This window comes from Litoreibacter roseus, from assembly GCF_009811795.1.
GTDB classification, from domain to species: Bacteria; Pseudomonadota; Alphaproteobacteria; order Rhodobacterales; family Rhodobacteraceae; genus Litoreibacter; species Litoreibacter roseus.
In genome coordinates, this window is sequence record NZ_BLJE01000002.1 from 1081660 (window position 1) to 1102719 (window position 21060).

Below are 21060 nucleotides of genomic sequence, written 5' to 3' on the forward strand. Positions count from 1 at the left end.
CTTGCAACCGGGAAGTCGGATCAGTCCTTGCTTTCCCCGAAGCCATGCATGCGCTTCGCCCACTGAATGCCCACAATCACGCCTTTCAACCGGGGCAACAGATACAGGGACAGGGCCACGCACCCTACGGAAAACAACGACGCAATGATAAGTGGATCCGGTTCGTATTCCACGAAGGCCCAAAGAAGAAGCGGGGCCATCAGGTGCCCCACAATCAAAATCGTGAGGTACGCCGGACCGTCATCTGCCCTGTGATGGCTAAGATCTTCGTTGCAGACAGGGCACTCGCCCCGAACCGCCAAATACCCTTTGAACATCGGGCCCGTTCCGCAGGATGGGCAGCGACGACGCCAGCCACGCAGCATAGCGGGCTTCATATCCCTGAGATGTTCTTCTGCCGTCGTGTCGCGTGGCATCGTTGTGACCCTCTTTATTGACTTTGGCATATACGCCGATTTTTCCGGATGTGCACTGTGGCAGCCTGTCTTGCGGCGCCATGTCGCGAAAAATTGCAACGTCAAACGACGGAAGTGGTCCGCAGGCCCGTTCTATAGGCAGGATTGTGAAAATGATCTCAACGAAACCTTCTGGAGACAAAAATGAAACACAAAACAAGAGCTGTTCTGTTCCTCACAGCATTTGCCATGGCCACGCCCGCGGTCGTTCAAGCCCAAGGGGCCGCAGGCAAACGTGCGTCCTTTGAAGCAATGGATGCAGATGGCAACGGCGAACTCACCCGGCTGGAACTGCAGGCCGCGCAAACACGGCGGATCACGGCGGCTGATGCCAACGGGGATGATGTGCTGACCCGCGACGAGGTCCTTGCACATATGCAGCAATCTCAAAGCGACCGCGCGGATCGCCTGTTCGAGCGTCGCGACGCTGACAATGACGGACGTCTGACCTTGGCTGAGCTTGAACCCGACCAGAATCGGAGCGACCGCATGTTTGGTCGGATTGATACAAATGACGATGGTGTCTTGTCCCGAGCCGAGTTTGAAGCCGCTCAGGACGCGCGGGGCCGCAAACGCGAGCGCCGTCAGAACTGAGGTGTGTGAATTTGCATGCAGGTTTGACCCACGCTAGGTGCAAGCGCCATGACATGGCCCTTCACCCGGCGTGCGCGCGAGACGTGGACCGACGCGGAACTTTTGGCCGCATTCGCGGCGGGCGATGCCCGCGCGGCGTCTCTTCTGACAGAGCGTCTCGCGCCGCCGCTTTTGCGGTTCGCGACCCGGCTTCTGTCCGATCCGGTCGAGGCGGAGGATGTCGTGCAGGACGCTATGATAAAACTTTGGCATATCGCGCCCGACTGGCAAGATGGCGGAGCCAAGGTCAGCACATGGCTATACCAAGTTGCGCGCAACTTATGTATCGACCGGCTGCGCAAGCGGCGGGGGACCGATCTTGAGGACGCGGATCAGGTGTTGGACGAGCGACCATCGGTTCAGGAGCATCTGATAGAGAAAGACAGATATGACGCGCTGCAGATGGCCCTCAACGATCTTCCGGCGCGCCAGCGGCAGGCCGTCATACTTCGCCATATAGAAGGTCTGTCTAACCCCGAGATCGCGATCATTCTTGAGATTGGCGTAGAGGCGGTGGAAAGTCTGACCGCCCGGGGCAAACGAAATCTGGCCAGCGCCTTGGCCAGCCGTAAGGGGGAGTTGGGATATGAGTGACCTCAAAAAAGAGAGCCAGGCCGAGATCGGTCCGCGGAATGACCTGCTGGATCAACATCTGGCGGACGCGCGCATTGCGCCGCCGCTTCCTGAAGACCTGCAAGCCCGTATTCTGGCCGACGCCGCGCGCCTTCAAACAAACCGGCACCGAAAACCTGCGGCCCGGGATCTGTTCGCCAACTGGCCGTCAGTGGCCGGGCTGGCCGGTGGTGCGCTGGCCGGTATCGTGCTTGGGTTCTTCAACCCGACACTTGTCGATGTCACGACCAGCTACGACGACACCGCCGACGAGATCAGCTTGCTCGAGGACTATTTTGCACCGGCAAATCCGTTTGAGGATCCGTTATGAGTGACACCAGAGGGCGGAGTGTTCCGCTTTGGCTCAAGCTATTGCTGATTGCGTCACTCAGCGCCAATCTTCTGGTGGTTGGGCTTTTTGCTGGCGCGCGGTTGGGCGGCCCGGACAGGGGCAGCGAGCGGTCGCTTCGTGGCGCGGGCAGTTTCGCGCCATTCGTTCGTGCGCTGGACGGCGAGGACCGCCGCGCCATCGTCCGTAAGCTGCGTGAGGGCAATTCAGACATGCGCGCGACCCGCCAGACTCAGCGGCGTCTAACGCCTAGAATTCTCACAGCATTGAGGGCAGAGCCCTTTGATCCCATTGCCTTTTCAAACCTGCTGGACCAGCAACGATCCGTTGGCGATCAGATGCGTGCCACTGGGCAGGATATTCTGGTGGATCATCTGTCCTCCATGACGCCACAGGCACGTGCGGCGTTTGCGGAGCGCCTTGAAGGGGCCATTCGCCAGCGTCGAAACCGGGTGTCGACCGACTAGGCCGCCACGGCGCTTTCCGTCACCCGGTCCCGCCCGGCAGATTTCGCGTGATAGAGCGCGGTATCCGCCCGGGCCATAAGCTCCCCGGTTTCACAACTCTCGCCGCTCATGCTCAGTCCGATGGACAGCGTCACGGGTTGGGCCATGTGGGGCACTGCAGCGCGGTAGTTCAGCGCCTTCGTGATCGCCAGAAGCCGATCCGCCGTATGCCGTGCCTCGTTGGCAGATGTCTTCGGCAGCGCAATCAGGAATTCTTCGCCGCCGATCCGGGCCAGCAGATCCGTGTCACGCAGGTTTCGCTTCAGGGCCCGTGCCAGCATCCGCAAGACGCTGTCGCCCGCCGAGTGACCGTGCCGGTCGTTGATCGTTTTGAAGTGATCAATATCAAGCATCAGAACGGCAAACTCACTGCCTTGGGCCGAGGCTTGGTGTCTAATCTGTCCCAGTCGCGTCATTGCATAACGCCGATTGTGCAGGCCGGTCAGCGGGTCAATGCAGGCGTCGCGCAAGCTGGTCTGGATGCGGGCCCGCAATTGATCTTCCCGCAGCTTGCCGGCCAAGCGCGCATTGATCCGCGCGACTGTTTCGATAACGCTGAATTCTGGCGTCAGAAAATCGCTGGCACCTAGGCCCATCGCCTCGACAGCAAGGGCGGACAATGGCGCATGGGGGACGCCCATCCCGTCATCGTCATGAACCATCATAATGACAGCCGCATCACGGGACGGACTTCGTGTGCGCAAATCGCTGAGCAACATAAGCTGGCTGCGAACCTCACGCAGCCTGCAGGCAATGACGATGACATCGTACCCGGAACTGCCGTCACAGGGCATCATGAGATCGCTCGCGTTCAACTGCCGAAGTGGCGTTTCGAGCAAAAGAGACAATCCATGCTGGTGGTGCTGGGCCAGCGCAACCTCTGTCGCCAAAAGCGCGACGCGCCCTTGGGGTAGATCATCAAGGGGGGCCTCTTCCTCAACCGGATCAAGGTGATCGATCAGATGGCGCAATCGTTCCCGCGCCCCGATCAGATTGCGCAGTCGGGCCAGAAACACCTGATCATCAAACGGGCGTGGCAGGTAATCATCTGCCCCGTTAGAAAACGCTTCAGCGGCCGAAATTTCCGTGCCCTGCAGCGGCGAGGTCAGAATGACTGGCAAATCCCGCAGCGCGGGATCCCGTTTGATCGCAGCACACAGCGCCAATCCGGCACCGCCATCGTAGCTTTGATCGACGATCAGCGCTTCGGCTGATCGGGCAAGGCTCAGCACGCTTTCCGGGTCGGCATGTTCCAGACTGAGAACATCATAATGCGCCCGCCCCAGCATAGCTTTCAAAACGATGCGGTTCGTCGCAATCGCATCCAGATGAATAACCGTGCCTGTCATGGAATCTATACCCCTTGCAGCAAAGACTTTGTTGATGTTTTGGAGACAAGCCTTAAGAAATCTTTACCGTGTTTTCCGATTGCGCCACCTTTCAGCGGGTTGCCGCCCACTCTTTTGATCTGAGGCAGATATTTCATATGAATAAGGACCAAGCCGAGGCCATCGCGATATCTGCGTTGGGCTGGATTGCCGCGTCGGACGAAATGACCGGCATCTTTCTGGGTGCGACGGGTGCGTCCTTGGGCGATATCCGCGCGCAGATCAAGGATCCCGCGTTTCAGGGATCGGTTTTGGACTTTCTGATGATGGATGACGCCTGGGTGCGTGAGTTCTGTGACAGCTCGGGTTTTGACTACATGGACCCGCAACGCGCGCGACAAATGCTGCCCGGAGGCGATTTGCCGAACTGGACGTGAGAGTTGATCCTAGAAGTTCGTAAGGTTCTCCGTCTCACCGCTGCGCATCTTGGCCAAAAGCCGCACCAGCAAGAGATGTTCATCTGAGCTCAGCTTCGTGGTGAAATGGGTATTGTTTTCCCGTCCGATGGGAATCGCATCGGACAGGCAGCGCTCCCCCTCACCGGTCAGGGCGACATCCGTTCGCCTGCGGTCATTGGTCGAAGGCGCGCGCGTGATCAGGCCGTCGCGTTCCAACTGCCGCAACGCTCGGCTTGTCGCGGTTCGGTCGATGCCGATGAACCCCGCGATGTCAGACGGGTTGGTCAAGGCTTCTTCCCCCACGGCCAGCAGGATGCACCAGTTCAGCCGGGTCAATCCGACTCGTCTGAGGCCATCTTCCAGCCGCCGCTCGAACACACGCGCTGCAAGCGTCGCATGATATCCGATAGAGCTGTGCAGCGCGTATCTTTTGGCTTGATCTGTCATGGGCTGCACTGTCAATCAGCACTCGGGCAGGGTCAAGCAATGGGCGGCAGGTATGATTGACGGTCTTCTCTTTGATAAGGACGGAACGCTGTTTGACTTCGAAAAGACATGGGGCGCTTGGGCGCATGGTTTTCTCAGCGATCTGGCGAAAGGCGATCCGGATCAGACGCGGATTCTGGGCGCAGCCATTGGGTATAACACAGATAACCGGAGCTTTCTGCCCAACAGTCCTGTCATAGCGGGCACCCCGGAAGAGCAGATCGACCTGCTGTTGCCACATCTGCCGGGCTGGGACTTTGAGCGCCTGCTCGACTACGGCAATGACAGCGCCGCCAACGCACCCTTGACCGAGGTCGTACGACTCAGTCCGTTTTTGCAGGGCCTGAAAAACCGAGGTCTGAAACTCGGCATTGCGACAAACGACGCCGAAAGCTCTGCACGCGCTCATTTGGCTATGGTCGGAGCACATGAAGTGTTCGATCTGATCCTTGGCTTCGACAGCGGTTATGGGGGTAAACCGGCGCCTGGCATGTGCCTTGGTTTTTCCGATCAGATGCGGATTGCGCCCGAAAAAATCGCCATGATCGGCGACAGCACCCATGATCTTCACGCAGGGCGCACAGCAGGCATGGTCTGTGTCGGGGTTCTGACCGGCCCTGCGGTCCGCTCGGATCTGGAGCCCCATGCGGACGTCGTTTTAAACAGCATCGCGGATTTGCCAGACTGGCTCGACCATAACGGGTGAAACATTTTCACACGCTGGTTCACGTAGGCGCTCGAAATTTTGAGAGGTCTCCCGAGGCTTAACGTGCTAGGTTCACCTTAGGTAATTCACGAGAGCGAAGGAGTGTCCCATGGCACAGTCTCATAAAACCGTCGGACGTAGGTCCTTTTTGGCGGGGTCTGCCGGCCTCGCACTGGCCGCGGGCGCGACTACGACCGCTGCACGTGCCAGCCAGTCCTCAAACCCTGAGACCGGCTTTAAATTCGCTGTCGAGAAAACGCCGGAAGAGTGGAAAGCCCAGTTGGGTGACGATGCGTTCCACATTCTGCGCGAAGGCGGGACGGAGTTTCCCACGTCATCTGACTACTGGGCCGAAAGCAAACCCGGTATCTATCATTGCAAAGGCTGCGATCAGGCGCTTTACACATCTGAAGACTATTCCCTTCAGGAAATCGGGTTTGTCTTCTTCCGTCATTCGCTGCCATTCTCGATTGTGCTGAACAAGCACACCACGGACTACAACGGCGCGTTCCCCGAGCCCCGCGATTACATTGAAAGCGTGTGCAGCCGTTGTGGCGGTCACCTGGGCCATGTTCTTCTTGTGAACAAAGAAGTTCTGCACTGCATCAACGGCACCGTTCTGGATCTGAAACCAGCCGAAGCCTAACGCCGTCAGTCTCAGAAAAACGACCGAAAAGGTCGGTAACTGAAAAACCACGGCCCCCCGCCCTTGCAACTGTGTCCATGTGCACACGTCAAGGGAGCGGGCCGTGGACCAAACAGCAACACGCAGAAAACGGGGTGGGGGCCGGGCTGGTAATGCAAGGCGAACCACCTCTTTGCTTCCCGATCAGATGCCGTGGCGACAGCCGGTTAATACGGACAGGCCAACGGAACCTTTGAACCCCGATGGCGTCGCGGCCATCCACAAAGGGGCGATGCGGATTCTCAGCGAGATCGGGATCGAGTTTCTGAATCCCGACGCGGTCGAAATTCTCCGGGGTGCGGGCTGCAAGATCTCCAACACCAACGTCAAGATGGACGAAGACTTCGTGATGGAGATGTTGGCCCATGCGCCCGCGCAATTCACTGTCACACCACGTAATCCCCAGAAATCATTGGTGATCGGTGGTCCTTATATGGCGTTTGGCAACGTCTCGTCCCCGCCGAACGCGTGGGATCTGGAACGCGGCAAGAGACCCGGTGATTTCGAAACCTACCGGGAGTTCATAAAGCTCACCCAGTTCTTCAATTGCATCCATTTCGCGGGCGGCTATCCGGTTGAGGCGATCGACCTTCACGCGGGTATCCGCCATCTGGACTGCCTTTATGAAAAGCTGACGCTGACCGACAAGGTCGTGCACGCGTACTCACTTGGTCGCGAGCGTGTTGAAGACGTGATGGAAATGGTGCGCATCGCGGGCAATCTTACCCCCGAAGAGTTCGAGAGCCGCCCGCATATGTACACCAACATCAACTCGGTCTCACCGCTTAAGCATGATTTTCCAATGCTGGAAGGGGCGATGATCCACGCCAAACGCGGACAGGCCGTGATCGTGACCCCATTCACGCTCGCGGGGGCCATGGCACCCGTCACGATGTCCGGGGCCGTTGCGCTTAGTCTGGCTGAGGGACTCGCAGCAATCGCGCTGTTGCAATACATCAATCCGGGCTGCCCCGTGGCCATCGGAACCTTCACATCGAATGTTGACATGAAGACAGGTGCACCAGCGTTCGGGACACCCGAATACATGCGCGCCACACAAATGACCGGCCAGATGGCGCGGTTCTACAAACTGCCCATGCGCGCCAGCGGAGTCTGTGCGGCCAACGTCCCGGATGGACAAGCCATGTGGGAGACATCGAACAGTCTTTGGTCTGCTGTCCAGTCGGGCACGAACGTCGTCTACCACGCGGCGGGCTGGCTCGAGGGCGGTTTGATCGCAAGCCCCGAGAAATTCATTATGGATTGCGAGGTTATTCAGATGATCCAGCGGTATTTCGATCCTATGATCTACGCGACGGGATCCGACGATATCGCTGTCGACGCGATAGCACAGGTCGGTCCGGACGGGCATTACTTTGGCTGTCAGCATACCCAAGAGCGATACGAGACTGCGTTCTATGATCCGCTGATCTCTGACTGGTCAAACTTCGAGGCGTGGCAGTTGAATGGAAGCACCTGGACCGCTGAACGTGCTCATAAAATGTACAAGGGAATTATCGCCGAGTTTGAAGCACCGCCCATTGAGGACAGTGTGCGCGATGAACTGAAGGATTTTGCTGCCCGCCGCAAAGCCGAAGGCGGCGTACCGACTGACTTTTAACGCTTGATCTGCGGCAGCCGACTGCCTTTCTTTTCCGCTTTCAGCTGGTCGCTGATGCTGACCCGTTTGGCCGTGCTTCCGGATGCTTCTCCGACCGAGATCAGCTTCGCTTCGGGATTGGAAGACGCCAATTTATTTAGAAGGCGATCCACAGATTTGTCGAGCGGCGCGCCAAGCGAGACGTCTTTGCCCTTGTAGGTCGTACCGCCCGAAATGATGGACGCGATTTTGGGTCCCGCGTCTGTCATGACGAAAATCGGGGCGCCTGAGGATCCGAAATCCGTATCACAGTCGTAGATCAGCGCGCCTGCATAGGCATCGAGCATTTGACATCCGTCTTCCAGCGCGGGGGCGTTCTGTCGACCGCGTGCATAGGAGACAACCATCACTTTTTCGTTCACGACCGGCTTGCGGTGCCGCTGAAACGGGACGACACCCGCTTCGCCGATGGGTTGATCCAACTCGATAAGGGCGACGTCGGTGGCAACGCGGTTCAGATAGTTCTTACTCGCGTACTGATAGTCATTGTGCACGACGATGCGGCGCCCTTTACGCTTGGCCGCTGACCGACCATGGCGATATCCGGCTTTGAACACGATCGTATCAGCCTTGCGCTGTTCATTCGTGTCATCGTCATAGACACAGTGCGCGGCCGTCAGGACAAGGCGCGGCGCGATCAAGGCACCTGTGCATGTCCCTTCACGACCCATTTCAAGTCGCCCGACGGCCAGCCAACCCCGGGCCAGATCTTTCGTATCCAAGGCCTGATGCGGACCCTCGTCGGTGTCTTTGGCAACGACGGGACCTGCCGCAAGGGCAACGAGGCAAATGAGCAGCGTTCTCAACATGGCCCCCTGCTCTCATTTCACTGTGGCAGGGATTGGGCGCAATTGGGCCGGTTTTGGCGCAGCGGTTTTTGGGCTTTGTTAAGGGATTAGGCTCAATATGAGGCAAAGCAAGTAAGGATTCGCCACATGTACGGGCTGATTAACCGGTCAATACAGTGTTTTCTCGAAGACACCTATGGCGCAGAACTGTGGGATCAGGTCGTCCATGACGCCCAACTCGATTTTCGCGATTTCGAGGGGATGCTGACCTACGAGGATCATGTCACCGATACGGTTTTGAAGTCCGCCTGCGAATTTCTGGACCGGGATCAGTCTTCCTTGTTGGAGGATATTGGCACCTATCTGGTTACGCACCCCAATATGGAACGGGTCAGGCGGCTGATGCGCTTTGGCGGTCACAGTTTCGAAGAGTTCCTGTTTTCCCTAGATGACCTTCACGACCGCGTCAGGCTGGCGATTCCTGATCTGGAACTGCCCCGCCTCGATCTGCGGGATTTTGCAGGTCAGAGCTACGGATTGGTCTGCACATGGCGCAAGCCCGGCTTCGGGGCCGTGCTGCAGGGGGTTCTACGTGCCATGGCAGATGACTACGGCGCGCTCGTGCTTCTTGATCTGGAGGCGGGTGATGACGGGCAGGAAATGGTGCGTATTGATCTGTTGGAAACGGACTTCGCGTCAGGACGGACCTTCAGTCTGGCTCCCGCCGAGCAGGACGACCTGTCCTCGGTGCGCAACCGGCGCCAGGGCGATGAAGGGTCGACCCATTTGGCCGCGGCGGGCGAGCTTGGGCAGATGTCATGACATCCGATCTTATTGACATAAGCACCGAAGCGCTGGATCTGCTGATGCCGCTTCATCTGCGGGTCTCTGAAACCGGCGTTATCGCAGGCGCTGGGCCGACGTTTCTCAAATTATGCACAGGTCTGGACATCGCCGGTCTGACTGGCGCAACAGACGGGTCGAGAGAGGCGCTTTTGGCGGCATTGCAAAACCTGCGCTTCCTTGATCTCTTCGAGGTGAAGCGTCCCCGCAATATCAGGACGTTTGCCAAGCTGCATGCGCAGGGTGCGTGCCGGATACGTCTCCTGTTTCGAAGCGGTCCAGGATACACGATGAAAGGGTTATTTACCCCACTGTCTGACGGGGCAGGTGGTTTGATCAACTTGTCTCTGGGCATCTCAGTTGGCGATGCGGTCGCGCGGTTTCAACTCAGCAGCGCTGATTTTGCGCCGTCTGATCCGACCGTTGACATGCTTTATCTGATTGAGGCCAACGCTGCGGCGATGACGGAATCCAAACGTCTCAACCAGCGGCTGCATGGCGCGAAAGCGGAAGCCGAGGAAAAAGCCCATTCCGATACGCTTACCGGACTGAAAAACCGTCGCGCGATGGACGGTCTTTTGACCCGATTGGCCCGCATGCACACGCCTTTCGGTCTGATGCATATGGATCTGGATTACTTCAAACAGGTCAACGATACCTTGGGTCACGCAGCCGGTGACTTTGTGTTGCAAGAGGTCGCAAGCGTTTTGAGTTCCGAAATTCGCGCAGATGACATGGTTGCCCGGGTCGGCGGCGACGAGTTCGTCATGATCTTCAACAACTGCGTGGATCTGGACGTGCTGGGCCGCATCGCGTCCCGGATCATCGAACGTCTCGAAGAGCCGATGGAGTTTGAAGGCGAGACATGCCGAATTTCCGCCAGCATCGGCACCACTCTGTCGAGCTTCTACGATGTGCCGAAAATAGATCAGATGCTCTCAGACGCGGACCGCGCGCTATACCATTCCAAGAATCGTGGCAGGGCGCAGCATACGGTGTATCAGCCAGATATGATGGCAAGCTGATCTGAAGCCCTGACCAACCCAAAGCTACGGATATGATGAGGAAAAATGGTACTCCCTAGGGGAATCGAACCCCTCTTTCCAGGTTGAAAACCTGGCGTCCTAACCGATAGACGAAGGGAGCACCGGGAACGTGCAGCGGTATTTAGGGGAGGGCGCTGGGCGTGGCAAGAGGATTTTCCGAATAAGTTTCAGAAATAACCGCGATGCTGGAACGCGGCGTCTTTCTCACGATCACACCGCCGGGGCTGCATCCTCCAGCCGCAACTGCACGGTTTGGCGACCACCCCATGTGTTGATGTCCAACCGCCCCGCCAGATGAAAAAGCGCGCCGTCGTGATTTTGAAGCGCAGGTCCCAGATCCCCTTGGAACGCGCCAAAGGCAATCGCTTCGACACGCGCGCCCTGGTCGTCTCCGAAGGTGAGTTTCAGGTGGCTGTCCCCGACCAGTTTGGTGAAGAAAATCCGCTGGGAGGGAAAGACGAAGCGCGGCGCAGGCGCCCCGGCACCGAACGGCCCGACCTGCTCCAGTTGTTCTGCCAGTTCTATCTGGGCCGCACCCGGCATCATGAGGCCGTCCAACCTGAGATCCGAGGGCCCTAATTCACCCGCGCCCTGTCGTGCCATCAATTCGGTCAGGCGGGCCATTGCAGCGTCAAGCTGATCCCGCGCCACAGTCAGGCCAGCGGCCATCTTGTGTCCGCCACCCTTGATCAACAGGCCCTCCGCCGCCAGCCTTTGGATCTGTGCGCCCAGATCGATGCCTGATACAGAACGTGCGGAGCCTTTGCCTTCGTCGCCGTCTAATCCGATTACGACCGCCGGGCGGTTCGTTGCTTCCTTCAGTCGCGCGGCCACAATACCGACGACGCCCGGATGCCAACCTTCGCCCGCCGCCCAGACCAGTGGCGCGTCGAGCCCGCGCCCCTCCGCTTGAGCCATGGCCGCCTCCCGCACAGCGGCTTCAATGTCGCGCCGTTCGGTGTTCAGCGCGTCCAATCGTTCGGACAGCGCCTGCGCTTCGGCCTCGTCGGTGGTTGCCAAAAGCCGCGCGCCTAGGTCAGCCGCCCCAATGCGTCCGCCGGCATTGATCCGTGGACCCAGCAGGAAGCCCAGATGATAGGGCGTGGGCGCCGTGTCCATGCGGGCCACATCAGACAACACGCGCAACCCGACCCGACGGCGCTGCCCCATGATCTTCAGACCTTGGCGCACCAACGCACGGTTCAGCCCGACCAGTGGGGCCACATCGGCCACCGTCGCCAAGGAAACCAGATCAAGAAGCGCCATCAGATCAGGACCCGTCTTGCCTGCCGCGCGCAGGTTGCGATTGACGGCAACCAGAAGCAGAAACACCACGCCCGCCGCGCAGAGATGTGCGAGACTGCCGTCTTCGTCCTGACGGTTCGGGTTCACGACAGCACAGGCCGGGGGCAAGGTCTCGCCACCAAGATGGTGATCAAGAACGATCACATCCGCCGCACTGGCCGCGCCAAGCGCGTCGTGGCTAAGCGTACCGCAATCCACGCAGATGATCAGATCATGGGCCGCCGCCAAATCCGTCATCGCGGGAACGTTGGGGCCATAGCCCTCATCGATACGGTCCGGAATATAGAGGGTCGCATGCAGGCCCATATCCCGAAGCCAGCTGAGAAGGATCGCGGCGGATGCTCCACCGTCCACGTCGTAATCTGCGAATACTGCGATCCGCTCTTGGTTGTCCACCGCCGTTACGACGCGGTCTGCCGCCACATGCATATCGCGCAACGACGACGGATCTGGCATCAGATCGCGCAGGGCAGGTGTCAGGTAACCAATGCAGTCCTTTGTGGGCACGCCCAGACGCGCCAGTGTCTGGCACACGGCACGGGGCAGGTCCGTCTGCTGGGCAATGGCCTCGGCCTGACGGTCCTGTTCGTCCGCAAGACCAATCCAGCGCCGCCCGGTCAGGGAGCTTTCAACCCCAAGAAAAGCCGGGCGGTCTGCCATCACCGTGTCGGGTTGCGGTAAGTCATTCGGCGCACCGAGCCGGTTTTGGAGCGCATCAGGACCGTTTCTGCGGTCAGATACCCTACTTCCCGTCGGATGCCCGGCAGGATGGAGCCATCGGTGACACCCGTGGCCGCGAAAATCACGTCCTGCGTGACCATTTCATCGCGGTTGTAGATCTTGTCCAGATCCGTGATCCCGGCCTTTGCCGCACGACCTCGTTCGTCATCATTGCGGAACAGGAGGCGCCCATACATTTGCCCGCCCATGCATTTCAGCGCGGCAGCGCCCAGAACGCCTTCGGGTGCCCCGCCGGACCCCATATAGATGTCGATACCGGTGACATCCGCCTCCGCGCAGTGCATGACACCTGCCACATCGCCGTCAGTGATCAGGCGAATGGCGGCGCCTGTCTCGCGGATTTCTGCGATCATGTCTTCATGGCGCGGGCGTTCCAGGACACAGACCGTGATATCTTCCTGATCGCAGCTCTTTGCCTTGGCCAGCGCGGCAATCCGCTCCGAGGGGCTCATATCCAGCGTAACCACGTCTTTTTCGTAGCCCGGGCCGATTGCGAGCTTGTCCATGTAGACATCTGGCGCGTGCAGCATCGAGCCGCGCGGCCCCATCGCAATCACGGCCAGCGCGTTGGGCATGTCCTTGGCGGTCAGCGTTGTGCCTTCCAGCGGGTCAAGCGCGATGTCCACGCCTGGTCCATCGCCTGTGCCGACCTCTTCGCCGATATATAGCATGGGTGCTTCGTCCCGCTCCCCTTCGCCGATCACGACCACACCTTTGATGTTGAGCATATTAAGCTGGGTACGCATCGCATCAACGGCCGCTTGGTCCGCCGCTTTTTCGTCACCACGCCCGATCAGCTTGGCCGAGGCGAGGGCAGCCGCCTCCGAGACACGGGCGAGCCCGAGCGACAGCATGCGATCCTGAAAAATTTCGGTAGAGCCATTCATGGAAAAGTTCCTGCTTTGGGGTGGGTTAGACTTCTTCGATACGTAAGGCGACCGGATCGCCTGTGACAACGCCCGTGCCGGGCAAACCGGCAAGTGCGACATCTAGCGCCTCCCGGGTTGTCGTGTGGGTGACAATCAGAACGGGCGCTGTTGTATCTTCATGGCCGTACTGGCGCATCCGATTGATCGACACGCCCGCATCGCCAAGGGCCGTCGCCACCTTGGCAAGCGCGCCGGGTTTGTCCAGAAGATCGAGCCGCAGATAGTAGGGCGCGGGCACGGTCGATTGCGCGGCCGGTACGGTTTTCAAACTGTCTGCGGGTTGGCCGAATGTGGGCAATCGCAGCCCCCGCGCAATGTCGATGATGTCTGATAGAACAGCGCTGGCAGTCGGGCCTTCGCCCGCACCGGCCCCGCGCAGGACGATCTGGCCCACATCCGCGCCCTCGAGCACGACCATGTTTGTCCCGCCTTCCAACTGTCCAAGGGGGGAGGTTTCGGGCACCAGACAGGGCGACATGGACTGTTCCAACCCTCGCGCCGTCATCTGGGCCACGCCCAATAGCTTGATGCGGTAGCCCATATCGGCGGCCTGCCGGATGTCTTCGATGCTGACCCGCTCGATCCCCTCCAATGCGACGCCGTCGAATTTCACCTGCGTTCCAAACGCGATAGAAGACAGCAGCGCCAGCTTATGCGCCGCATCTATTCCGCCCACGTCTAGCTGCGGATCGGCCTCCAGATATCCAAGACCGTCGGCCTCGGCGAAGACCTCTTCATAGGTCAGACCGGCGCTTTGCATTCGCGTCAGAATATAATTGCAGGAGCCGTTCATCACCCCCATCACACGGGTGATCTCGTTCCCGGCAAGGCCTTCCGTCAACGCCTTGATCACGGGGATGCCCCCGGCGACTGCAGCTTCGAACCGCAGGACCTGACCGCCATCTTCGGCAAGGTTTGCCAACGTGTGGCCATGTTCGGCGAGCATGGCCTTGTTGGCTGTGACAACGTCCTTGCCCGCCTTCAGCGCAGCCTCGGTTGCGGCTTTCGCCGGTCCATCCGCGCCCCCCATCAGTTCCACGAACACGTCCACGTCATCGCGTGTGGCAAGTTTGACCGGGTCGTCTTCCCAAGCGTAGTCGCTGAGCGAGACGCCTCGATCCTTCTGGGACCGGGCAGACACCGCCGTGATGACAAGGGGGCGTCCCGTGCGCGTTTTCAGAAGGTCTGCGTTCTTTCGCAGCATCCGGACAACACCCACACCCACAGTGCCAAGACCAGCAATTCCGAGGCGAAGTGGCTTTGTCATTCGGGGGGGATCTCCGGGAAATTAGCGAACTCGCTCGACCTGTTAGCGGGGAAGACCGTCGTGTGCAACGTGACAGCGCTAACGGTTATTGCGCAAAGCCGCGTTTTCCAGTTTCAGCCGTGTTGCCCCGTCCAAAATGCTGCGTCCGCGTAAATTTGAGGCACGGGTGCGCAGACCGTCGGCGCGCGATGACAGGGTTTCTTCCGTTTCCGCGATGTCATTGTCCTGGTTCGCAGCGGCCAAGAGCGGCGGGATGGGCTGCAATCTGGGATAGTCGGCCGCCAAAGCCTCGGCGCTGATCGTTTCGCGCTCATCCGGAAGGTCCGCCGCGCAGGCAGACAGGCAAAGCAAGAGGGCGGGGATCACAGCGCGTATCATGGCGGCACTCTATGCGGGGGACAGCGCGCTCACAAGCGGTGCTGAATTGCTCTCTTGAACTGAACGGGTGTTCAGATAGGGTTTTGCCATGGCGCGCAAACAAGGATCCCATTCCGACATCACAGGCCCCCGTGTACGGGCGGCGGCGCTGAAGCTGTTTGCCGCCCATGGGTTTGCGGCGGTGTCGATGCGCCAGATCGCGGCCGAGGTGGGGGTGCAGGCGGGCGCGCTTTACCTCTACACGCCCGATAAACAGACGCTTTTGTCCGATCTTCTGGAAACACACATGGGCGAAGTGCTCAGCGCGTGGCAGGCCGAGCTGCCCAGGATCGAGGCGCGGGGTGGCGGACCGGAAGCCGGGCTCGACGCGTTCGCGCGCTTCCACATCCGGTTTCATCTGGCACGCCCGCAGGCGGTCTTCATTTCTTATATGGAACTACGCAATTTGACGCCGGAAAACTTCGCCAAGCTGGAAGCCATGCGAAAGCAATACGAAGACGGGTTGGAGCAGATTTTGATCGAGGGCAAGGCCCGTGGCCTCTTTGACGTATCTGACACGAAATTGACCACGCTGGCGCTGATCTCGATGCTGAACGGAGTGCTGACGTGGTACAAACCCGAGGGCCGTCTGTCGCTGGATCGGGTTGAGTCGATTTATGCCGACATGGTCAGCAAATCCGTCCGCGCACAGGAACGGTCTGCCCAGATCGCCTGATCCGGAGAGCGGTTTGGGTCTCTGCCTTCAGGGGTCGTCGGTCAGAAAAGGCGGGCCCGCCAAATGCGGTTTATGCCGGACGGGATTTGATCCCCGCACCTGTCGGGGCGTTACCCCCGGAACTTACCGATAAGTCAGGTGACCCCCATATGCCCGGATTGCCAAGTCGGGCGGGAATCCTCAAACCGTTTTATGTGACGTCACGGGATGTGGTTCTAACCGGGACATCTTGCGCCCCGGTTAGCGATGCGTGCGCAGGTCTCAGAGATCCGGGTAGATCGGGAACTTGGCACAGAGGTCCATAGCCTTGGACTTGACCGCGGCTTCCACGTCTCCGTTGCCCTCTTCGCCATTGGCAGCAAGACCGTCAACGACCTCCACGATGAGATCGGCGATCAGGCGAAACTCGGGCTCAAGAAAACCGCGCGTCGTTCCAGCCGGTGAGCCCAGACGGACGCCGCTTGTAATCATGGGTTTTTCGGTATCGAACGGGATGCCGTTCTTGTTGCAGGTGATATGCGCGCGGCCCAACGCTTTTTCAGTCGCATTTCCTTTGACGCCCTTCGGGCGCAGGTCAACCAGCAAAACGTGGGTGTCGGTGCCACCGGTGACGATATCCAGACCGCCTTTGATCAACTGATCGCTCATTGCTTGCGCGTTCACGATGACCTGCTTCTGGTAGTCCTTGAATTCGGGGCGCAGCGCCTCGCCAAAGGCTACGGCCTTCGCGGCAATCACGTGCATCAGTGGCCCGCCCTGAATTCCGGGGAAGATGGCGGAGTTGAATTTCTTTGCCAGCGCTTCGTCGTCTGTCAAGATCATGCCACCCCGTGGACCGCGGAGCGTTTTGTGGGTTGTCGTGGTTGCCGCATGGGCGTGCGGGAAGGGCGAGGGATAGAGGCCTGCCGCGACCAACCCTGCAAAGTGCGCCATATCCACCAGCAAATAGGCGCCGACGCTGTCCGCGATCTCACGGAACTTCGCAAAGTCGATCACACGTGGAATGGCGGAGCCGCCGGCAATGATCATCTTTGGCTGATGTTCCTTGGCCAGATCCGCGACCTGGTCGTAATCGATGTCCAGCGTATCGGGCTTCACACCGTACTGGATCGCATTGAACCATTTGCCCGACTGGTTCGGCTTGGCCCCATGGGTCAGGTGACCGCCCGCATCAAGGCTCATCCCTAGAATGGTGTCGCCCGGCGTCAGAAGCGCGGTGAATACGCCTTGATTGGCCTGCGAGCCGGAGTTCGGTTGAACATTCGCAAAGCCGCAGTTGAACAACTGCCTGGCGCGATCAATCGCCATATTTTCCGCAATATCAACATACTGGCAGCCCCCGTAATAGCGCCGTCCCGGATAGCCTTCCGCATATTTGTTCGTCATGACGGAGCCCTGAGCCTCCATCACCGCGCGGCTCACGATATTCTCGGATGCGATCAGTTCGATTTCATCGCGCTGACGGCCCAGTTCCTGGCGGATTGCGCCGAACAGCTCCGCATCGCGGCTTTCCAGCGGTTCATCGAAAAAGCCGCTATCCCGGCCGATGTTGGAAGAGGGGGCATTCATGGCGCAAACTCCTGTCTGAACAGTGATAGGCGCGCTTTTAGGGGCAAATTGCGCATTCCGAAAGCCTCCAAAACAGCGCCTCAGTGCCGCAGCATGAAACGTGCGCCGCGTTTAAGAGACTTGTGTTTCCTGTCGGCGCAGGCAAAGACTTGCGAAAACCGGACGTAAGCCATGCCAAACGCTCAAAAAATTGCATTTCTTGCGTCTGAGACGGATGTCGCACGGGACGCCTTGCGGGCGCTATCGACCGAATATGGAAATGTCGATCCGATCGAGGCCGATGTCATCGTAGCCCTCGGCGGCGACGGATTCATGCTGCAAACGCTCCATGGCACGCAAGAGCTTCCCGCCCCGGTATACGGGATGAATTGCGGCACTGTTGGCTTTTTGATGAACGAATACCAAGAGCCCGGATTGAGGACGCGTCTGGCCGCGGCACAAGAAGAGATCATCAATCCGTTGCATATGAAGGCGATCAAGGAAAACGGTGAGGTGCACGAGGCGCTGGCCATCAACGAGGTGTCGCTGTTGCGCGCGGGACCTCAGGCGGCGCGGCTGAAGATCACCGTCGACGGGCGCGAGCGGATGGAAGAACTGGTTTGCGACGGGGCGCTGGTTTCCACGCCTGCGGGATCGACGGCCTACAACTATTCTGCCCACGGACCCATCTTGCCCATTGGCTCGGACGTGCTCGCCTTGACGGCCATGTCCGCTTTTCGGCCGCGGCGATGGCGCGGTGCTTTGTTGCCAAAATCGGCGCATGTGCGCATCGATGTCCTGCAGTCCCAGAAACGCCCTGTCATGGCCGATGCGGACAGCAGATCCGCGGGCAGCGTTGTATCCGTAGAGATCACGTCGGCAACTCATGTGAGCCACCGCATTCTCTTTGATCCGGGCCATGGGCTGGAAGAACGGCTGATCCGGGAACAGTTCGCCTAGCAGATCATCGGAACCCCGAGAGCCCTTCAACCGTTCGTCTGAGCAGTGGTTTTGAAGGAGAGATCGATGATACCCCCAACCAAAGCAGTGATCGGCGGTGATGACAGCGTCGTCCCGTCCACCCCCGAAGATGGCGACGGTCCCGCGCGCCCCGAGACGGAGGCGGAACTGCGTCAACTGGCGGATGCCTTGGGCGAACCGTACGATGGCGATCTGACCGAACGCCAGGCGCAAGACCGAATTTCGGCCCTGAAAGAGCAAAAGAACAGCTAAGCTTGGGCGCCGCACGGGTTGTCACATAGCCGAAAACCGCGTTAGCTAGAAAGTGGTTTAACGTTAAACCATTTTCGGCGAGGAGGGCCGGCACCATGTCAGATGACCGTCAGAAGGGCCTGCGGCAAGCAGCGCTCGACTATCACCGCTATCCAAAGCCGGGCAAACTGGAAATTCGCGCGACGAAGCCATTGGCCAACGGCCGCGATCTGGCTCGTGCCTATTCGCCCGGCGTGGCGGAAGCCTGCATCGAAATCAAAGACGACCCGCAAACTGCGCGCGACTACACCTCCCGCGGCAACCTTGTGGCGGTCGTTACAAATGGCTCGGCAGTGCTTGGACTTGGCAATATCGGCGGTCTTGCTTCCAAGCCCGTGATGGAAGGGAAAGCGGTTCTCTTCAAGAAATTCGCCAACATCGACTGTTTCGACATAGAATTGAACGAAAGCGATCCGGAGCGGCTTGCAGATATCGTCTGCGCGATGGAGCCGACCTTTGGCGCGGTAAACCTCGAAGATATCAAGGCGCCCGATTGCTTCATCGTCGAGAAGATTTGCCGTGAACGCATGAACATACCTGTGTTCCACGATGATCAGCACGGGACTGCCATCGTCGTTGGTGCCGCTGCGACCAACGCGCTTCGCGTGAACGGCAAGAAGTTCGAGGATATCAAAATCGTTTCTACGGGCGGGGGCGCGGCGGGCATTGCGTGCCTTAACATGTTGCTGAAGCTTGGGGTGAAACGGGAAAACGTCTGGCTCTGCGATATCGAAGGGCTGGTCTATGACGGTCGTACCAAGGATATGACCCCGCAGAAGGGGGAGTATGCCCAAGCCTCGGATCTGCGCACTTTGGATGAGGCAATTGAAGGGGCCGATCTGTTTCTGGGTCTCAGCGGCCCTGGTATTCTGACCAAAGAGATGGTCGCGAAGATGGCATCCCAGCCGATTATTTTCGCGCTGGCAAACCCGACCCCCGAGATTATGCCCGATCTTGTCCGCGAAGTCGCGCCCGACGCGATCATCGCGACGGGGCGCAGCGACTATCCCAATCAGGTCAACAATGTTCTGTGCTTCCCGTTCATCTTCCGCGGTGCGCTTGATGTGGGCGCGACGGATATCAACGACGCGATGAAGATCGGTTGCGTCGAAGGCATCGCGGCCTTGGCCCGCGCCACGACCAGCGCCGAGGCCGCCGCGGCCTATCAGGGGGAACAACTGACCTTCGGCGCCGACTATCTGATCCCGAAACCGTTTGACCCCCGGCTGATCGGCGTCGTTGCGACGGCGGTGGCCAAGGCGGCGATGGAAAGTGGCGTGGCAGAACGTCCGCTTGAGGATCTGGTTCAATACAAGAAGGCGCTCGACGGATCAGTCTTCAAATCCGCCCTTATCATGCGTCCAGTTTTTGACGCCGCTGCGACCCAGACCCGCCGGATCGTCTTTACCGAAGGTGAAAGCGAACGTGTTTTGCGCGCGGCCCATGCGATGATCGAAGAGACGACCGACAAGCCCATCCTGATCGGGCGCCCTGAAGTGGTGGAGGTGCGCGCCAAGCGGGCAGGTTTGTCGATCCGCCCCGACGAGGACTTTGAACTGGTGAACCCGGAAAGCGACAATCGTTACAGGGACTACTGGCAAACCTATCACACCATCATGGCCCGGCGCGGCGTGACACCTGATCTGGCCAAGGCGATTATGCGCACCAATACCACCGCGATTGGCGCGGTTATGGTCCAGCGGGGCGAAGCTGACAGCCTGATCTGCGGTACGTTTGGTCAATATCTCTGGCATCTGAAATATGTGACCGAGGTTCTGGGCTCTGACGATTGTCATCCGGTGGGCGCGCTCAGCCTGATGATCATGGAAGACGGCCCGTTGTTCGTGGCGGACACCCACGTCCATCCTGAACCCACGCCTGCACAAATCGCAGAAACCGTTCTGGGTGCTGCGCGCCATGTGCGCCGGTTCGGGATGGAACCCAAGATCGCACTGTGCTCGCACTCGCAATTCGGCAATCTGGATTGCGACACGGGTCAGCGGATGCGGGCGGCGCTGAACATGCTCGACGATATGAACCTCGATTTTGCCTATGAGGGTGAAATGCATGCGGACGCCGCACTGGATCAGGAATTGCGGGACAGGATTTTCCCTGAAAGCCGCTTTGAGGGACCGGCCAACGTGTTGATCTTTGCCAACACGGATGCAGCCTCTGGCGTACGCAACATCCTGAAGATGAAAGCGGGCGGGCTTGAGGTCGGGCCGATCCTGATGGGGATGGGAAATCGGGCGCATATCGTGACGTCATCGATCACCACGCGGGGGCTTCTGAACATGTCCGCCGTGGCGGGTACCCCTGTCGCCCATTACGGCTAGGCCATCATGGCGCT

23 protein-coding genes and 1 tRNA gene are annotated in these 21060 nt (G+C 59.3%); 14 read left to right on the forward strand and 10 right to left on the reverse strand.

Going from position 1 to position 21060, the window contains the following annotated elements; genetic code table 11:
- Positions 1-20: 20 nt before the first annotated feature.
- On the reverse strand, positions 21-416 hold the full coding sequence (locus KIN_RS12330) for a DUF983 domain-containing protein (RefSeq protein ID WP_159807322.1): 396 nt from the start codon (positions 414-416) through the stop codon (positions 21-23).
- Between the two features lie 183 nt (positions 417-599).
- On the opposite strand from KIN_RS12330, the gene KIN_RS12335 reads away from it, so the two are divergent.
- Genes KIN_RS12335 through KIN_RS12350 form a run of 4 tightly spaced genes read left to right on the forward strand, consistent with a single transcriptional unit; the run spans position 600 to position 2516 of the window.
- Complete coding sequence (locus tag KIN_RS12335; protein WP_159808049.1) at positions 600-1049, forward strand: EF-hand domain-containing protein; 450 nt, start codon at positions 600-602, stop codon at positions 1047-1049.
- Positions 1050-1097: 48 nt separating this feature from the next.
- Positions 1098-1682 carry an RNA polymerase sigma factor gene (locus KIN_RS12340; protein ID WP_159807324.1) on the forward strand — a complete coding sequence of 195 codons (585 nt, stop codon included), beginning with the start codon at positions 1098-1100 and terminating at the stop codon, positions 1680-1682.
- On the forward strand, positions 1675-2031 hold the full coding sequence (locus tag KIN_RS12345; RefSeq protein ID WP_159807326.1) for a hypothetical protein: 357 nt from the start codon (positions 1675-1677) through the stop codon (positions 2029-2031). Before KIN_RS12340 ends, KIN_RS12345 begins: the two co-directional genes overlap by 8 nt.
- A complete protein-coding gene (locus KIN_RS12350) occupies positions 2028-2516 on the forward strand; it encodes a periplasmic heavy metal sensor (RefSeq protein ID WP_159807328.1) in 489 nt (162 codons plus the stop codon). Before KIN_RS12345 ends, KIN_RS12350 begins: the two co-directional genes overlap by 4 nt.
- Here the strand turns inward: KIN_RS12350 and KIN_RS12355 are convergent.
- Complete coding sequence (locus KIN_RS12355; protein WP_159807331.1) at positions 2513-3904, reverse strand: diguanylate cyclase domain-containing protein; 1392 nt, start codon at positions 3902-3904, stop codon at positions 2513-2515. The genes KIN_RS12350 and KIN_RS12355 overlap by 4 nt on opposite strands.
- 137 nt (positions 3905-4041) lie before the next feature.
- Here KIN_RS12355 and KIN_RS12360 point away from each other — a divergent pair, with 137 nt between their 5' ends.
- A complete protein-coding gene (locus tag KIN_RS12360; protein WP_159807333.1) occupies positions 4042-4320 on the forward strand; it encodes a DUF3572 domain-containing protein in 279 nt (92 codons plus the stop codon).
- A gap of 9 nt (positions 4321-4329) precedes the next feature.
- Here the strand turns inward: KIN_RS12360 and KIN_RS12365 are convergent, their stop codons facing one another.
- Positions 4330-4788, reverse strand: a complete 459-nt coding sequence (locus tag KIN_RS12365; protein ID WP_159807335.1) for a MarR family winged helix-turn-helix transcriptional regulator — start codon at positions 4786-4788, stop codon at positions 4330-4332.
- A 52-nt stretch (positions 4789-4840) separates the two neighbouring features.
- On the opposite strand from KIN_RS12365, the gene KIN_RS12370 reads away from it, so the two are divergent.
- The 3 genes from KIN_RS12370 to KIN_RS12380 all read left to right on the forward strand — a co-directional run bounded on the left by KIN_RS12370 (position 4841) and on the right by KIN_RS12380 (position 7839).
- Entirely contained in the window at positions 4841-5533 is a 693-nt protein-coding gene (locus tag KIN_RS12370) for an HAD family hydrolase (RefSeq protein WP_159807337.1), read from the forward strand.
- Between the two features lie 109 nt (positions 5534-5642).
- On the forward strand, positions 5643-6179 hold the full coding sequence (locus tag KIN_RS12375; protein WP_159807339.1) for a peptide-methionine (R)-S-oxide reductase: 537 nt from the start codon (positions 5643-5645) through the stop codon (positions 6177-6179).
- Positions 6180-6282: 103 nt separating this feature from the next.
- The gene (locus KIN_RS12380) at positions 6283-7839 is read left to right on the forward strand and encodes a trimethylamine methyltransferase family protein (RefSeq protein ID WP_159807341.1); all 1557 of its coding nucleotides are present in this window, start codon (positions 6283-6285) and stop codon (positions 7837-7839) included.
- Here the strand turns inward: KIN_RS12380 and KIN_RS12385 are convergent.
- On the reverse strand, positions 7836-8687 hold the full coding sequence (locus KIN_RS12385) for a trypsin-like serine peptidase (RefSeq protein ID WP_159807343.1): 852 nt from the start codon (positions 8685-8687) through the stop codon (positions 7836-7838). The two genes, KIN_RS12380 and KIN_RS12385, sit on opposite strands and share 4 nt — an antisense overlap.
- Positions 8688-8813: 126 nt before the next feature.
- Here KIN_RS12385 and KIN_RS12390 point away from each other — a divergent pair, with 126 nt between their 5' ends.
- Positions 8814-9488, forward strand: a complete 675-nt coding sequence (locus KIN_RS12390) for a heme NO-binding domain-containing protein (RefSeq protein WP_159807345.1) — start codon at positions 8814-8816, stop codon at positions 9486-9488.
- A complete protein-coding gene (locus tag KIN_RS12395) occupies positions 9485-10534 on the forward strand; it encodes a GGDEF domain-containing protein (protein ID WP_159807355.1) in 1050 nt (349 codons plus the stop codon). The genes KIN_RS12390 and KIN_RS12395 overlap by 4 nt, the downstream gene beginning before the upstream one ends.
- A 46-nt stretch (positions 10535-10580) precedes the next feature.
- Here the strand turns inward: KIN_RS12395 and KIN_RS12400 are convergent.
- The 5 genes from KIN_RS12400 to KIN_RS12420 form a co-directional block, all read right to left on the reverse strand.
- Positions 10581-10655, reverse strand: a tRNA-Glu gene (locus tag KIN_RS12400).
- A 110-nt stretch (positions 10656-10765) separates the two neighbouring features.
- Positions 10766-12520: a single-stranded-DNA-specific exonuclease RecJ gene (gene recJ, locus KIN_RS12405; RefSeq protein WP_159807357.1), complete on the reverse strand. Its 1755-nt coding sequence runs from the start codon at positions 12518-12520 to the stop codon at positions 10766-10768.
- Positions 12520-13488 carry a class II fructose-bisphosphatase gene (gene glpX, locus KIN_RS12410; protein WP_159807359.1) on the reverse strand — a complete coding sequence of 323 codons (969 nt, stop codon included), beginning with the start codon at positions 13486-13488 and terminating at the stop codon, positions 12520-12522. The genes recJ and glpX overlap by 1 nt, the downstream gene beginning before the upstream one ends.
- Positions 13489-13513: 25 nt before the next feature.
- Positions 13514-14797, reverse strand: a complete 1284-nt coding sequence (locus KIN_RS12415; RefSeq protein ID WP_159807361.1) for a homoserine dehydrogenase — start codon at positions 14795-14797, stop codon at positions 13514-13516.
- A gap of 78 nt (positions 14798-14875) precedes the next feature.
- A complete protein-coding gene (locus tag KIN_RS12420) occupies positions 14876-15175 on the reverse strand; it encodes a hypothetical protein (protein WP_159807363.1) in 300 nt (99 codons plus the stop codon).
- A gap of 88 nt (positions 15176-15263) precedes the next feature.
- Here KIN_RS12420 and KIN_RS12425 point away from each other — a divergent pair, with 88 nt between their 5' ends.
- Positions 15264-15890: a TetR/AcrR family transcriptional regulator gene (locus tag KIN_RS12425; RefSeq protein ID WP_159807365.1), complete on the forward strand. Its 627-nt coding sequence runs from the start codon at positions 15264-15266 to the stop codon at positions 15888-15890.
- Between the two features lie 261 nt (positions 15891-16151).
- On the opposite strand, the gene glyA is transcribed toward KIN_RS12425, so the two are convergent.
- Positions 16152-17459, reverse strand: coding sequence for a serine hydroxymethyltransferase (gene glyA / locus KIN_RS12430; protein WP_159807367.1), 1308 nt, complete (start codon positions 17457-17459; stop codon positions 16152-16154).
- A gap of 171 nt (positions 17460-17630) precedes the next feature.
- Between glyA and KIN_RS12435 the strand changes: the two genes are divergently transcribed.
- From KIN_RS12435 to KIN_RS12445, 3 genes are all read left to right on the forward strand, one after another.
- Positions 17631-18398 (forward strand): NAD kinase, encoded by a 768-nt coding sequence (locus KIN_RS12435; protein WP_159807369.1) that lies wholly within the window; start codon positions 17631-17633, stop codon positions 18396-18398.
- A 66-nt stretch (positions 18399-18464) separates the two neighbouring features.
- Positions 18465-18671 (forward strand): hypothetical protein, encoded by a 207-nt coding sequence (locus KIN_RS12440; protein ID WP_159807371.1) that lies wholly within the window; start codon positions 18465-18467, stop codon positions 18669-18671.
- Positions 18672-18766: 95 nt separating this feature from the next.
- The gene (locus tag KIN_RS12445) at positions 18767-21046 is read left to right on the forward strand and encodes an NADP-dependent malic enzyme (RefSeq protein ID WP_159807373.1); all 2280 of its coding nucleotides are present in this window, start codon (positions 18767-18769) and stop codon (positions 21044-21046) included.
- Positions 21047-21060: the final 14 nt, after the last annotated feature.